This is a genomic window from Formosa algae, assembly GCF_001439665.1.
Lineage (GTDB): Bacteria > Bacteroidota > Bacteroidia > Flavobacteriales > Flavobacteriaceae > Formosa > Formosa algae.
This window is the reverse complement of sequence record NZ_LMAK01000031.1, coordinates 1-15,788: the sequence shown is the minus strand read 5'-3', so window position 1 is coordinate 15,788 and position 15,788 is coordinate 1. Positions and strand designations below refer to the sequence as shown.

The following is a 15,788-nucleotide window of genomic DNA, read 5'->3' as shown; positions in this document are numbered from 1 at the left end:
GGCGATGGTCAAATTACCGGAGAAGATAAGGAGTCTATAGGTAACGGTTATGCTAAATATAATCTAGGTTTTAATAATACCTTTAGTTATAAAAATATTACACTATCTGTGTTTTTAACAGGTGTGTTCGATGTCGATAAACTTAACGGAAATAATGTAATAGGTTATCAATATAACACTTTAGAAATTGCTAAAGAAAGATGGACTCCAAGTAATACTGAAGGTACTTTACCTCAAGATTTATGGCAAGGAGATCAATGGGTAAATGATTACTTTGTTGAAGATGCGTCTTATGTTAGACTTCAAAATGTTAGTTTGTCTTATGATTTTAGTAGGGATGTACTTGATAAAATAGGAATATCTACTTTACAATTAAGTCTAATAGGAACAAACTTAGCGACATGGAATAACTATTCTGGTTTCGATCCAGAGGTAAACTCTACGAGAACATCTGGTACAAACCTGAACACTGGTGCAGGGTTAGATGCCTATTCTTATCCGTATCAAAAATCATTTACACTTGGAGTTAAAGTAGGAATTTAAATCAAAAATTATGAGAGAAAAGAATTTATTTAAAATTACATCTTACTATTTGTTTTGTATATGCTTTATCGCATTAAGCGGATGTAGTGATGATTTAGAAGAAGAACTTAAAGGACAATTATCCGAGTCTAGTATTAGTACAGAAAGTGATGCTGTAGCATTAATAGATGGGATATATAATGGCTTTCTTGATGGTGGCTGGGGATATTATGCATCCGGAGTTTTAGCCAGAGCAACAGATGGAATTACAGATGTATTTGTGCTAAATGATACTAAATATAGAAACCTTGAAACGTATAATTGGACAGATGAAGATATCGTGTCAGATTTATGGGCAAGTATTTATACGGTTGTAGATCGTGCAAATTGGGCTGTTCTTTTAATTGAAGGGATAGACGAAAGTGCTTTTAGTGATGTAACTAAAGAAGAGTTGCTTGCTGAAGCTAAATTTTTAAGAGGATTAGCGTATTACGATCTTACAGGTCTGTTTGGCGATGTGCCTTTAAAATTAGAGCCTACAAAATCTGATGAAGTCGGATTAGCACGTACCGCAGTTGAAACCGTTTACGAACAAATCGAAGCCGATTTTGAATATGCTGTAACCTATTTACCAGGCAGATCTTATACGCCAGGAAAAGCTTCAAAAGGTGCAGCTTATGGTTTTTTAGCCAAAACACAATTAAGACAACTTAAATGGGCAGAGGCAGGAGTAAATATTGATAACTTAATTGCTTTAGGTGACTATAATTTATTTACAGAAAGTAATTTCTTAGAATTGTTTTACGAATCTAATGTTTTAGACGATGAGTTTATTTTTTCAATCATGTCTTTAGGAGAATCTTACAGTACAGCATCTAATCATCATTTAAAATTTTTCACACCTTGGGGATACGATACAGGATGGGCTACAGTGGGTCTACCAGTAAATATTTACAATGAAATTGAAACAGGAGATGAGCGTAATGAAGTCTACTTTGAAGAATATCCATATTTATATGGCGGTGCTACAAAAAATGCAATAGATGATTTTGGTTTTGCTATAAACAGAAAGTTTGGAAGTTATAATCGCGATGTAACAGCTCCAGGAACAGGTTATGTTGCATACCAGAATTATGGAATTTCTAAAATGGGTGTGCCGGTTTTACGCTATTCAGATGTATTACTGTTAAAAGCAGAGATAGAAAATGAATTAAATGGGCCAAGTACCGAAGCTTACAATGCCATAAATCAGGTTAGAAATAGATCTGGATTGCCTAACCTAACAGAAGGTTTAAGTGCAGATGGGTTTAGAGCAGCAGTGCTTAAAGAACGTGCTATAGAATTGGCGGGAGAAGGTCAGCGTAAAGACGATTTAATAAGACAAGGTGTATTTGTGTCTACTTTAAATCAATATGCTCAAGAGCAAGGCTATTCTGTAACCATCACCGAAGATTATCAGTTAATGCCTATACCGCGAACAGAATTAGATTTAAATCCGAATATGGAACCAAATCCATCTAATAACTTTTAAAACATTAAGATTTGGTCTTCTGTAAGCGTAGGCCAAATCTTTTAACCCTTTTTCTATGCGTAACCTCTTAGTTGTTTGTCTACTTGTCTTACAATCGTGCAATCAAATATCAGATAGATTTGCTCCAAAGATTGGAGTAATAGAAATCAATTCTGTAAAAGATAATGCACTTAAAATAAAAATAGATGTAGAAACTTCTGATGGATCTGATGTATATATTCAGTATTGGAGGTATACAAACGCAGGGCAAACAGATTCTGTAATTTCTTATTCTCCAATTTCAAGAGAAAACAATTTACACCATCTCATGTTGGTCGATGTGAATTTAAATACCAAGTATAATTTTAATGTGGTAGTTCAGAAAAAATCATTAAAACGAAACAGTAAAACCTATCATTTTAAAACCACTAGTAAAACACCTTGGGTGCCTTATTATAGAGATTCAGATAGTATTTCTAATGTTAAGTTTGATGGATATCTTCACTTTCATTCTAGACAAATTCCAGGATATATGTTTATAACAAATGGTGAAGGGAAACTGGCGTCTTATTATAAAAATGAAGCCAATTTTAAAGTGTCTAAATGGACAAATAAAGAAACATTATTGGGCATACTAAGTAACGATACGTTGCATTTTACTAATGGTAAGAAAATTATTGAATACGATAAGTTTGGAAACACGCTTTTAGAGATTGAAACTGGGAAAGATGGTATAGAACAGTCGTTTCATCACGAGGTAGATTTAGATGCTAATGGAGATGTTATGACACTTGTTTATAACGAAAAAATCATGGACTTGTCTGCTGTTGGAGGAACTAAAACAGATACCATTAAAGGAGACGGTATTTTGGTTTTAAATCATAAAAAAGAAATTGTTTGGCAATGGTCTGTATTTGATGTTGTAAACCCTTTAGACGATGAAAGTATTCTGAAAAGTAAAAATGATTGGTTGCATGCTAACGGATTATTTAAGGATAAACAAGGCGATTATTATGTATCGTTCAGAAATATTAGTCAGGTCTGGAAAATTAATGGAAAAACCGGCAATTTAGTATGGAAGTTAGGAGGCGTAGATGGCGATTTTAAAATGCCGGATAATGCTTTGTTCTCAGGTCAGCACAATATAAGATTTACTAATACAAACGAGCTTGTTTTATTAGACAATGGAAACTTAAGATTTAAACCTGGATATAAACAATCTACTAACAGTGTAAATATGTTGGATATAAATGCAGGAGCACAATCGCGCTTACTAACACTCACTTTGGATACGGTTAACATGCAAGCAAGTATTAAAGATGTCGTGCCGTTTCCAAAAAAATATTTCACGCATTCTCAGGGAAGCGCAGAATATATAAATGATAGTCTCGTGGTTTTTTGTAGTACAAATACAAATAGAATAGTGTTTACAACTCCAAAGGGAGAATTGTTAGGAAATATGCCTTTAGAATATTCAACGTATAGAGTGCAGTATTTACATGAAATGTATGATACCAGTTATGCTAATTAAACCTTGTTTAAAGAAATAAAGATGGTGAAATCAGAATCTAATACTATACCCTTCAACGATGTGACTTTGTCTTTCTTGTTTTGGTCATTCATAAAAATTGGTACAACATCATTTGGAGGGTTTATGGCTTTAATATCTGTGGTTCAGAAAGAGTTGGTAAAAAAGAAACCAATAATAGAAGATCATATTTTGCTAGATGCTATTTCTTTAGCGTCGGTTTTGCCAGGTCCCATGGCTTTTAATGTTATAGCCTATGTGGGCTACACTCTTAAAGGTTTTAAAGGGGCTTTAGTAAGCATGCTTGGTATTTTATTGCCTTCATTTCTATTTATGCTCATCTTGTCTTTTCTGTATTTTGAATATGGTCAGGTTACCGTACTAAATAATTTTTTTAAAGGTGTTTTACCTGCGGTATCTGCAATTATAGTGGCTGTGGCATTTAATATGTTTCAAAAGCACATTAAAGATTATAAACAAGTGCTTATTAGTTTAATGGCTGTGGGAGCTATTTTGGCTATTAAGTCCATTTTTATTACGGTTATTATAATTTTTTTAAGTGCTGTAACAGGAATGTTGATTTATAAAAAATCGATTCAAACAGAAGGTATTCAAGCAGATTATAATGTAAAAAGTAAGCGATCATTACTATATTTTACATTAAGCATTGCCTTGGTGGCTAGTGTTGTAGGTGTATTATTGCCATTACTTTCTACAGGAGATGTTTATGAACAAGTACTAGTAAACAAATCTTTAATGCTAACGTTTTCTGGTATGAGTGTAACCTTGTTTGGTGGTGGTTATGTAATTATTCCTGCCATGCAAGAAATTATAGTAAATGGGCTACACTGGTTAACAAAAAAAGAATTTGCAGATGCGATTGCATTAGGACAACTAACTCCGGGTCCCATTTTTATTAGTGCCACTTTTATTGGTTACAAGGTAGGTGGTTTCTTTGGTGCTGTTACGGCCACTTTAGCAATATTTATTCCCCCAGCATTTATCATGATTATTTTTTCTGAATTTCTAAATAAAATAAAAGAATCACCATTCGTAAAAGCTGCTTTTAAAGGATTAAGACCAGCGGTTATAGGAATGATTCTCGCAGCTGCTTACACCATTAGTAAAAGTTACCCCATCAACTATTTTTCTATTATCATTTTTTTAATGGTAGTTATAGCGTCGATTAATTATAAAATAGATGTCATTTATTTAATTCCCATATCTGGAGTTTTAGGCATGCTTTTTTACAACTTTTTTTAATAGTATGAAACAACATAAAGCAATACAAATTATAGGGACACAAAGGTCTGGATCTAATTTATTACGGGTTATGTTAAACCAAATTCAAGATATAGATGCGCCTCATCCGCCACACATTCTTCAGCGGTTTTATCCGTTATTATCTAAGTATGGTGATTTAAATAACGAATTTAATTTTATGAAATTAATAGATGATGTGTGTCTGTTAATAGAATTAAATCCTGTGCCTTGGGAAGGTTTTAAGTTAAATAGAAATCGGGTTAGACAGCATTGTGAAGCTAATACGTTAGTCGAAATTTTTAAGGGTATTTATAATTTAAAAGCGACACAGTCTAAAGCTACTTATTGGTGCTGTAAAAGCATGTCTAATATGAACTATTTTGAGCAATTAGAAGCTTCTGGAATAGAGCCATATTATATTTATTTGTACCGAGACGGACGAGATGTTTCACTCTCGTTTAAGCAAGCTATTGTGGGGCCAAAGCATATTTATCACTTAGCCGAAAAATGGAAAAAAGATCAGGAATTGTGTCTGAAATTAAAAGAACAGGTTCCTTCTCATCGGTTTTTTTCAATCAGCTATGAAGATTTAATTGCACGTCCTCAAGAGGTTTTAAATCAACTTTGTTTGTTTTTAAATATTCCATTTAATGAGGCTATGCTTACTTATTTCAATTCATCAGAATCTATAAAAACAGCGTCTTCTGGAAAAATGTGGCAGAACATCACTCAGCCTATTATAAAAAATAATTACAACAAATTTTTACAAGATATGCCTGTAGAAGAACTGACGTTGTTCGAAAAAATTGCGGGTAATACATTATCAAAACTCAACTACAAATTATATACAAAACAAGATTGCAAACCCATTTTAAATGAAGTAATAGAAGCCTATAGTGTAGAGAATGAATATTTGAAAGCAAATGCCATTCTAAAGGCAGATCAAGCCGATATTTCCAAGAAAAAAGAACAATTACAATTATTAAAAGCCATAGCAAATAGAGATAGTTTTCATTATGCTAACGTATAAATACTTAAGAATGATTTTACATAAAAACAATATAAACATACTAGCTATAACGCTCATTTTATTAACCTTTAGTACTAAGATGGTCGCTCAATTACATCTAATTCCATATCCAAATAATATAGAATTACACAATGATACGCTTATAATAGATCATTTAAATGTAAAATATAATTCTGCCCTTAAAAATGAGTTTAAGGAATTAAGTGCATTTGCTGAAGAGTTGGGTTTAAATATCTCTGCATCTCATGCAAAAGACTATAATTTAGAATTGGGTTTGGACTCTAATTTGTCAGCACTTTGTGGCGAGGAAGGTTATGTTTTAGATATTTCAAAACAAAAAATAAGTATTACAGCACCAACATCAGCTGGTGTGTTTTTTGGAATTCAAACCCTTAAGCAGTTATATTTAAAAACCTCGATATCTACCGTAGGATTTCCGTGTGTATCTGTACAGGATAATCCGAAATTTAAATGGCGAGCCTTTATGTTGGATGAATCGCGTCATTTTAAAGGAAAAGAAGTGGTTTTTGATATGTTAGACCAAATGTCGCTTCTAAAAATGAATGTATTTCATTGGCATTTAACAGACGATCAGGGCTGGCGTATTGAAATAAAAAAATATCCTAAATTAACATCTGTTGGTGGTCACAGAAAAGATACACAAACTAATGGTGTGAAAAGTGATAAACGAACAGGAAAACCACACTCGGGTTTTTATACTCAAGAAGAGATTAAAGAAGTAATTGCATACGCTCAGAAAAAACACATAACTATTATTCCAGAAATAGAAATGCCAGGACATGCCACTGCTGCAATTGCTGCATACCCTTGGTTAGGCACGCTTCCAAAACCCATAGACGTCTCTGTTACTTTTGGTGTTTTACCAAATATATTTAATGTGACAGATCCTAAAGTTAACTCGTTTTTGGAAGATGTTTTAACAGAAGTAATAGCGCTGTTTCCTAGCAAAATAGTGCATATAGGTGGAGATGAGGTTAAATTTGATCAATGGAAAAATAGTGCTCAAGTTCAAGATTGGATGGCTAAAAATAAAATGCAATCGTATCCAGATATTCAAATAGCATTTACAAATAGCATGTCAAAATTTATAGAAAGTCAGGGGTATAGAATGATGGGTTGGAACGATGTTTTAGGCGAAAATTTGCATCATTATAATGTAGAAGAAGGTAAAACAGAAAACAACGAAAAATTAGCTAAAAGTGCAATTATTCATTTTTGGAAGGGGAGTCAGGAGTTAATGATTTCTGCACTTACAAAAGGACATGAGGTGGTTAATTCGCAACATAACTATACGTATTTAGATTACGATTTTAATTCAATTTCATTAGAGAAAGCCTATAGTTTTTCCCCGATTCCAGAAGGTATAGACAAAAAATTAGAATCTCAGGTTTTGGGTCTAGGTTGCCAAATGTGGAGTGAATGGATTCCAACTCCAGAAGATCTGTACAGGCAAGTATTTCCAAGAATTGCTGCCTATGCTGAGGTTGGTTGGACTAATACTAGTCAAAAGGATTTTAAACGGTTTCAAGCCAATCTTCAAACTGTAAAAAGTAATTGGGAAGACACGCCATATTACGTTAAAAATATAAAAAATGACGATTATGTAAATGTAACTTTTAGTGTAGATATGAATGGTTCTCCTTACTTAAAAGATCTAGAAGGGGGCAAAGAAATGTTAACCCTTTCAGGAACGTTTAAAAATGTAAACACAGGAGCCGATGAATACTGGCATTCTGATGGTGTAAGTTTAACAGATTCAGATTACAACGGTATATATACAGGAAATAAACTTGTTTTAAAAAACAGTAAACTTTCTTTCGTGTTATTAAAATCTCCTGATGGAAGCTGGGATAATCACATAAAAATATTGGGTGAAGATACTTGTAAAAATGTCACTCCAGAACACAATTATAACATTCAAATAAACTCGGAAGACATGAAGGTTTCCTTTAAAGCAGAAGAGTGTTTACAGTTATAAATCTGCTATATACTTTTAAAAAAATCTACAATTTAATCTCCAAAGAAAGACTGTTTATTATTAGTTGTAAATGGTCATATCTTTTGAGTTAATTATAAATAAACGCATTTTAATATCATGGCGAATACAGCTGTATCTACACCGAAATTATCTTCTAATGCATTGGCTATAATAATTATAGCGGGCTTGTTTTTTATTTTCGGATTTGTAACCTGGATTAATGGAGCATTAATTCCGTTTATGAAAACGATAAATGAACTTACAGATGCCCAGTCTTATTTAGTGGCTTCTGCCTCTTATATTTCTTTTGTCGTAATGGCCTTACCTGCTTCCTATATTATTAACAGAATTGGTTATAAAAAAGGCATGTCTTTAGGTTTATTTATAATGGGAGTAGGTGCATTGGTTTTTATACCTGCAGCCGAGGCAAGAACCTATAGCGTGTTTTTAACGGGTATTTTTATTCAGGGCGTCGGGATGACGCTATTGCAAACAGCATCTAATCCGTATATCACTATTTTGGGACCTATAGAAAGTGCTGCCAAACGTATAGCCATTATGGGTATTGCTAATAAAGTTGCAGGTGCTTTAGGGTCTTTAATTTTTGGAGCCATATTATTATCTGGAATAGACGAGGTTAAAGCTAAGCTCTTGACTGTTTCTGTAGTTGAAAAAGATCAGTTATTAAACACTATGGCAGACAGTGTGATTACTCCATATTTAGTTATGGCTATAGTGTTATTTGTTTTGGGCTTTTTAATTAGAAAAGCTCCGCTTCCAAATTTAGAATCGGATGAACATGAAGAAGAAACAGATACCAAATCTACCAAATCTCATGTATTTCAATTTCCACATTTATGGTTGGGAGTTCTAGCACTCTTTCTTTACGTAGGTGCAGAAGTTATTGCTGGAGATACTATTATTTCTTACGGCATCTCTTTAGGGTTCTCATCAGAAGAAGCGAAATATTTTACCACCTATACTTTGTTAGCTATGGTATTAACATATGCTTTGGGTGTGTTTCTAATTCCAAAATATATAAAACAACGTACAGCATTAATTGTAAGTGCACTCTTAGGAATTGTTTTTAGTTGTTGTATTATTTCAACAACAGGAATGACATCTGTATTATTTGTAGCTGCATTAGGAATTTCAAATGCTTTGGTTTGGCCGGCTATATGGCCTTTAACTTTAGATGGACTAGGTAAATTCACTAAAACAGGATCTGCTTTGTTGGTTATGGCTATATCTGGTGGCGCCATAATTCCTCCGCTATATGGTAAGTTCGTAGATATTCAAAAAGTCACTTTACTTTCAGAAGGTATGCCAGAAACTCAAGCTGTAGCTCATGCTGCAACAAGTAGTTATTGGATATTAATACCGTGTTATGCCTTTATTTTATTTTTTGCGTTATGGGGGCATACTTACAAAAGTTGGTCTAAATAAAAGTGTTTTAAAAGTTTAATTGAAAAAGATAAATATCAAAAAATAATCAGAATGATAAAGAGTAGTATTGATACCGCCACAAGTTTTGAAAAGCGATTTGAGAATATAAATACAGTTGTTTTTGAAACATCATTTAGTGCTTCAAAGGCAGTTGCAAAAGAAATAGCTGAGTTAATCCGACTAAAGCAAACTCAAAATCAGCTCTGTATATTAGGGCTGGCAACAGGGTCTTCACCAAAAGGGTTGTATGCCGAATTGGTTCGTTTACATAGAGAAGAAAATTTAAGTTTTAAGAATGTGATTGCTTTTAATTTAGATGAATATTACCCGATGGAACCTGATTCTGTGAATAGTTATGTGCGTTTTATGAAAGCACAACTTTTTGATCATGTAGATATTTTACCAGAACATTATCATATCCCAGATGGTACTTTAGAAAAAGATGAAATTGCTGAGTACTGCAAGTTGTATGAAGAGAACATAGAAAATTATGGCGGCCTGGATTTACAAATATTAGGTATTGGTGGTAATGGTCATATTGGTTTTAATGAATCTGGGTCGTTACAGAATTCAAAAACAAGATTAGTCGCTTTAGATCATGTGACTAGAGTTGCCGCAAGCGGAGATTTTTCAGGATTAAGTAATACGCCAAGAACTGCAATTACTCTAGGTGTAAAAAAAATTATGGAAGCCAAGCGTGTTATTTTAATGGCTTGGGGAGAAGGTAAATCGGCCATTATAAAAAAATCTGTAGAAGGAGAGATTAGTAATAAAGTTCCCGCTACATTTCTACAAGATCACAACAATGCCACATTTGTACTAGATCAGGGATCTGCATCAGTGCTTACTAGAATAAGTACACCTTGGTTGGTAGAAAAGGTGGTTTGGACAGATAAATTGGTTAGGAAGGCAGTTATAGGATTAGCTCAAGACCTAAAGAAGCCCATTTTAATGTTAACAGATGCCGATTATATTGAAAATGGAATGAGTGATTTATTGGCCAATAGCGGACCTGCATACGATATAAATATTTACATCTTTAATAAACTACAAAACACAATAACGGGGTGGCCCGGAGGGAAGCCAAATTCAGACAATAGTAAGCGTCCTGAACGCGCAGAACCTTCAAAAAAGCGTGTGCTTATTTTTAGTCCGCATCCGGATGATGATATTATAAGTATGGGAGGTACTTTTAAACGTTTGCAAGAGCAAGGTCACGATGTGCATATAGCCTATCAAACCTCAGGAAATATTGCTGTAGCAGATGATGAAGCACTAAGATTTGCCAGTTTTGTATGCGATTATAATGATAAGTTTGGAATAGATAATGCAGCAGCACAAACCATTTACAATAAGGTTATAGATTTTTTAAAGAATAAAAAATCTAGTGAAATTGATATTCCAGAAGTACGATATATAAAAGGCTTAATACGTAAGGGGGAAGCCAGAGCAACGAGTCATTTTATTGGTTTAGACGATGCGCATATTCACTTCATGGAATTGCCTTTTTATGAGACAGGAAAGATAGAGAAGCATCCTATAGGTGAAGCAGATATTACTTTAACTATGGACTTGATTACGTCTATACAACCACATCAAATCTATGCTGCTGGCGATTTGGCAGATCCTCATGGAACCCATAAAGTGTGTTTAGATGCTATATTCGAATCCATTAAGCGTTTAAAAACTCAACCCTTTATGGATAACTGTTGGGTGTGGTTATATAGAGGCGCTTGGCAGGAGTGGGCTATAGACGAAATTGAAATGGCTGTGCCAATGGGACCAGACCAAGTTCTAGAAAAACGACACGGCATATTTAAGCATCAATCTCAAAAAGATGGAGTTGTTTTTCAGGGTACGGATAGTCGAGAGTTTTGGCAAAGAGCAGAAGATCGAAATAAGGAAACGGCTCAAAATTATCATGATTTAGGTCTTTCGCAATATGCTGCTATGGAAGCATTTGTGAGATGGCATTTTTAATTAAAAAAAGGTGATTAGAATTTTCTAATCACCTTTTTTGTATCATTTTAGGTGCTTGTTTTCTATAATTTATGTGTAAATAATTAGATAAAAGAGAAGAATTAAGGGTGTGTTTTTATTTTTTTTAATAAAAACACAATAATCGGTTTGTCAAAACGTTGGGTGTTCAATAGTGGCTATTTGCTAGTGAGAGTAGGATGTTTAGGAGTTTTGATATTGTTATTAATGTGTTAAAAGTTTTGAAAATAGTTATTTTTGTACTTTTTTTTTGAGAATTAGTTAGGTTTTAGGTTGTTTTTATAGTGTAAATCATTATTTTTAAAATGCCCAAAAAATTTGCCTACTATGAAATTTGTCCTCCTTTTAGTATTTCCGCTAATACTATATTCGCCAAAAAAAGAGGTGTTTAAGTACACTGAACAGTTATGTTATGATACTGCTTTGGATATCTCATCAGAAAGCTCTTCAGATGCCAACCGTATCGCAGATTCCTTGTTAAACTATTCTGAAAATGCTCGGCAAAAAATGTACGCTTTAATGTTAAAGAGTATTGTTTTAGAACATCAGGATAAAAGAGCAGAGGCCATTGCTTTTTCTTTAAAATCTTTAAAAATTGCCAAAGAAGAAAAAGACTACTGTTTAGAGTCCAGAATCTATACTTTTTTATCGCGACAATACAGAAATATAGGTTTTATAGATAAGGGTAAAGATTTAATTGCCGAAAGTTTAATGGTGTGTTCTAAGATAGAAGATAAAGATCATGCTGTAAAATTTATGACTATGGCTAATCTTGAACTCATTGAATACGATATAGAATTTGAAAATTATGAGCGAGCAATAGTCTATTTAAAAACCGCCGCGTTTAGTTTAGATAAAGAAAGAGAAGGGAAAATAAAATATTTTGATTTAGCCAATTGTGAAGAAAAATTAGCTAGGTGCTATTTGCAAATGGGAAATGATATGTTGGCACTTAATCATTATAGAAAAGCAAGTACATTTATAAATAAATCTAAATTAGGAGAATCCTTATGGGCTAATAAAATTTATGATGGTTTGATAGATATTTATTTGAGTCAGCAAGAATTAGATAGTGCTAAAGTTTATATTCAAAAAAACTTGTTGATACATGAAAAATTTGATAACAATGTTGTAAAAGAACATGTATACAAAACAACTGCAGAGTATTATAGACAAACTGAAGTAAGAGATAGTTTTGAATTATATACCTCTAAATATAAGTTGACGGCTTTAGAAAATAAAGAAAATATGAGAGGCATGATAAATACGGCCTCTAATACACTTTTCAATCTTACGGATGATATACCCGACGCTAGTGATACACCATATAAAATTGGTGCAATGGAGCTTATGTTTTTAATTGGAATACCATCTATCGGTGTGTATTATCAACGAAAAAAGTTGGTTAGCTATATGAAAGGCTTAATTATAAGTCGTAAACTAAGAAAAAGATCCCAAAAAGCCTATTCTAATAAAACAGAAACAATACTTTTGGCTAGGCTAGAAGAGTTTGAAAATTCAAATGGATTTTTAGATAACAATCTATCATTACCTATTTTGGTAGCTCAGCTTCAGACCAATGTCAAATATTTAAGACAAATAATTAGAGACCATAAACATACAGATTTCAATACGTATATTAATAAGCTTAGAATTCAATATATTATTGAAAAGCTAAATTCAGATCCTGCTTACTTAAATTATAAAATAAGTTTTTTGGCTAAAGAAAGCGGGTTTTCTTCGCATAGTCAGTTTTCAACCAATTTTAAAAAATTCACAGATAATTCGCCTTCAGAATATATCAGTAACCTTAAGAGTAAAATAGCGTCGTAGTTAACTGTGTTTTAGTCAATCGTATTATAATTAATAGTACATGTTTATTTAATTGTGCTGCGTGTTCTGTGTGTACAGGCAATATGCGTATTCCAAACAACAAATTTCATTTTAATTACTTTATAAAAACATACAACATATGATTTTGGTTTAATTTGGATCATATATCCATATCCTCTTTTTACCCATTCGGCTTTTAAAATCTTAAGAGCGGAGTGGGTATTTACATTTTTAGATAAATTATTAATACGTGGTCTATTTTATGTCCACATTTTTTAAGTGAAATCTTATACTTCTAAATCTTAAAATTTAATATCAGATACTTTTGTCCTAAATACGTTTTGTAAAGCAGTTTTGTTTACTGTTTTTGAGGAATTTATACTATCTAAATTGTGGAAAAACACATTTTGTATTCTGAAAAATTTAAAAAACAATTCTGTTAAGTGGTTGTTAAATAGGTTTTTATGTTTTTTAAGTTATCGTTTTTCGGGAAAATGACTAGTCTAAATATTTTTAAGACAATAATTGATATATACCTTAGTCTCAAGGGTTTTTATTGCATTAAACACATTTAAATCTTTGTTAAATTATTAATAGTAGCGTTGTGATTTTTAACACAACCTATGGTAAGAGACAAGTCAAAATAAACCAGAGTTCTATGAAAAAAATTTTACTACTATTCATTGTATTTACGGCTCATGTAACATATTCTCAGGTGGGAATTGGTACAGATATGCCTAATTCATCTGCACAATTAGAGGTTGTGTCTACCGATAGAGGGGTGCTTATACCACAAGTGCCTTTAACTAGTTTAACAGATCAAACAACCATTTCTTCAGGAAATATTGAGAGTTTACTAGTATATAACACAAATACTACAACAACATTAAGTCCAGGATACTATTATTGGTATCAAGGGAGTTGGGTTAAATTTCTTGCAAAACAAGATTTGCCAGAAAATATTGTTTTTTGGGATGTAGTTAATAATCAGTATTCCTACATTGATGTAAATGGAGATGTTCAAATTATAACGAACAGCAACATGGAAACAATAACAACCATAGTTGATAATGGAGATGGTACGATAACTTATTTTAATGAGAATAATGATCAAATAACTATCAATTTAGCTAATGGGCCTGCAGGAGCCGATGGTGTAGATGGAATGGATGGAGTTGGAATAGATTCGACTACAGATAACGGCGATGGGACTTTCACTATATTATATTCAGATGGAACCACGTTTACGACTTCAGATTTCACTGGTCCACAAGGTGCTCAAGGTATTGCTGGAACAGATGGTATAGATGGAGCTGATGGAGCAGATGGAATTGACGGTGTAGGAATAGATTCTACTTCCGATAACGGTGATGGTACATTTACCATTGTTTATACAGATGGATCAACTTTTACTACTGTAAATCTATCAGGTGCTGATGGAGCAGATGGCGTGGACGGAGTAGGGATTACATCTACTACAGATAACGGCGATGGCACTTTTACAATTTTATATTCAGATGGATCGACATTTACGACTTCAGATTTCACGGGGCCGCAAGGTGCTCAAGGTATTGCCGGGACAGATGGTGTAGATGGGGCTGATGGAACCAATGGAGTTGACGGTGTAGGAATAGATTCTACGACCGATAATGGTGATGGTACATTTACCATTGTTTACACAGACGGATCGACTTTTACTACTGTAAATCTATCAGGTGCTGATGGCATGGACGGAGTAGGGATTACATCTACAACAGATAACGGCGACGGTACATTCACTATATTATATTCAGATGGATCAACATTTACAACATCAGATTTCACTGGACCGCAAGGATTAGCTGGAGCTGATGGTGCTGACGGAGCAGATGGAATTGACGGCATTGGAATAGATTCAACAACCGATAATGGCGATGGTACATTTACCATTGTTTATACCGATGGATCAACTTTCACTACAGTAAATCTATCAGGTGCTGATGGAGCAGACGGAGCTGACGGCATTGGAATTTCTTCAACCACAGATAATGGAGACGGTACATTCACTATATTATATTCAGATGGTTCAACATTTACGACTCCAGATTTCACTGGTCCACAAGGTGCTCAAGGTATTGCTGGAACAGATGGAGTTGACGGCGTTGGAATAGATTCAACAACTGATAATGGCGATGGTACATTTACCATTCTTTATACAGACGGATCGACTTTTACTACTGTAAATCTATCAGGTGCAGATGGTGCAGATGGAACAAATGGAGTAGGTATTACATCAACTACAGATAACGGCGATGGAACTTTCACGATTTTATATTCAGATGGAACTACGTTTACGACTGCAGATTTTACGGGACCACAAGGATTAGCTGGAGTTGATGGTGCTGATGGAGCAGATGGAATTGACGGTGTTGGAATAGATTCAACAACCGACAATGGCGATGGTACATTTACCATTGTTTACACAGACGGATCAACTTTTACTACCGTAAATTTATCAGGTGCAGATGGTATGGACGGAGTAGGGATTACATCTACTACAGATAACGGCGATGGGACTTTTACTATATTATATTCAGATGGATCGACATTTACGACTTCAGATTTCACAGGTCCACAAGGTGTTCAAGGTATTGCTGGGGCAGATGGAGTTGACGGCGTT

The 15,788-nt window shown here is 33.7% G+C and carries 9 protein-coding genes and 1 pseudogene; all 10 read left to right on the top strand.

The features are described 5' to 3' along the window. Positions 1-543: pseudogene (locus tag AST99_RS18740) on the top strand (SusC/RagA family TonB-linked outer membrane protein); the annotation flags it as partial. Between the two features lie 10 nt (positions 544-553). Next, positions 554-2,053, top strand: coding sequence for a RagB/SusD family nutrient uptake outer membrane protein (locus tag AST99_RS09615; RefSeq protein WP_057781624.1), 1,500 nt, complete (start codon positions 554-556; stop codon positions 2,051-2,053). 55 nt (positions 2,054-2,108) lie between these two features. Beyond that, on the top strand, positions 2,109-3,563 hold the full coding sequence (locus tag AST99_RS09610) for an aryl-sulfate sulfotransferase (RefSeq protein ID WP_057781623.1): 1,455 nt from the start codon (positions 2,109-2,111) through the stop codon (positions 3,561-3,563). A 21-nt stretch (positions 3,564-3,584) separates the two neighbouring features. Beyond that, positions 3,585-4,823 (top strand): chromate efflux transporter, encoded by a 1,239-nt coding sequence (chrA, locus tag AST99_RS09605; protein ID WP_057781622.1) that lies wholly within the window; start codon positions 3,585-3,587, stop codon positions 4,821-4,823. A 4-nt stretch (positions 4,824-4,827) separates the two neighbouring features. Beyond that, complete coding sequence (locus AST99_RS09600) at positions 4,828-5,853, top strand: sulfotransferase family protein (protein WP_057781621.1); 1,026 nt, start codon at positions 4,828-4,830, stop codon at positions 5,851-5,853. Between the two features lie 10 nt (positions 5,854-5,863). Continuing rightward, positions 5,864-7,852 carry a beta-N-acetylhexosaminidase gene (locus AST99_RS09595; protein ID WP_083495654.1) on the top strand — a complete coding sequence of 663 codons (1,989 nt, stop codon included), beginning with the start codon at positions 5,864-5,866 and terminating at the stop codon, positions 7,850-7,852. A 117-nt stretch (positions 7,853-7,969) separates the two neighbouring features. Next, positions 7,970-9,298, top strand: a complete 1,329-nt coding sequence (locus AST99_RS09590) for a sugar MFS transporter (protein ID WP_057781620.1) — start codon at positions 7,970-7,972, stop codon at positions 9,296-9,298. Between the two features lie 51 nt (positions 9,299-9,349). Beyond that, positions 9,350-11,278 (top strand): glucosamine-6-phosphate deaminase, encoded by a 1,929-nt coding sequence (gene nagB / locus AST99_RS09585; protein ID WP_057781619.1) that lies wholly within the window; start codon positions 9,350-9,352, stop codon positions 11,276-11,278. Between the two features lie 345 nt (positions 11,279-11,623). Further along, positions 11,624-13,129 carry a helix-turn-helix domain-containing protein gene (locus AST99_RS09580; protein WP_057781618.1) on the top strand — a complete coding sequence of 502 codons (1,506 nt, stop codon included), beginning with the start codon at positions 11,624-11,626 and terminating at the stop codon, positions 13,127-13,129. A 658-nt stretch (positions 13,130-13,787) separates the two neighbouring features. Next, positions 13,788-15,788: beta strand repeat-containing protein (locus tag AST99_RS09575; protein WP_198151461.1), on the top strand; the 2,001-nt coding region annotated here is incomplete at its 3' end.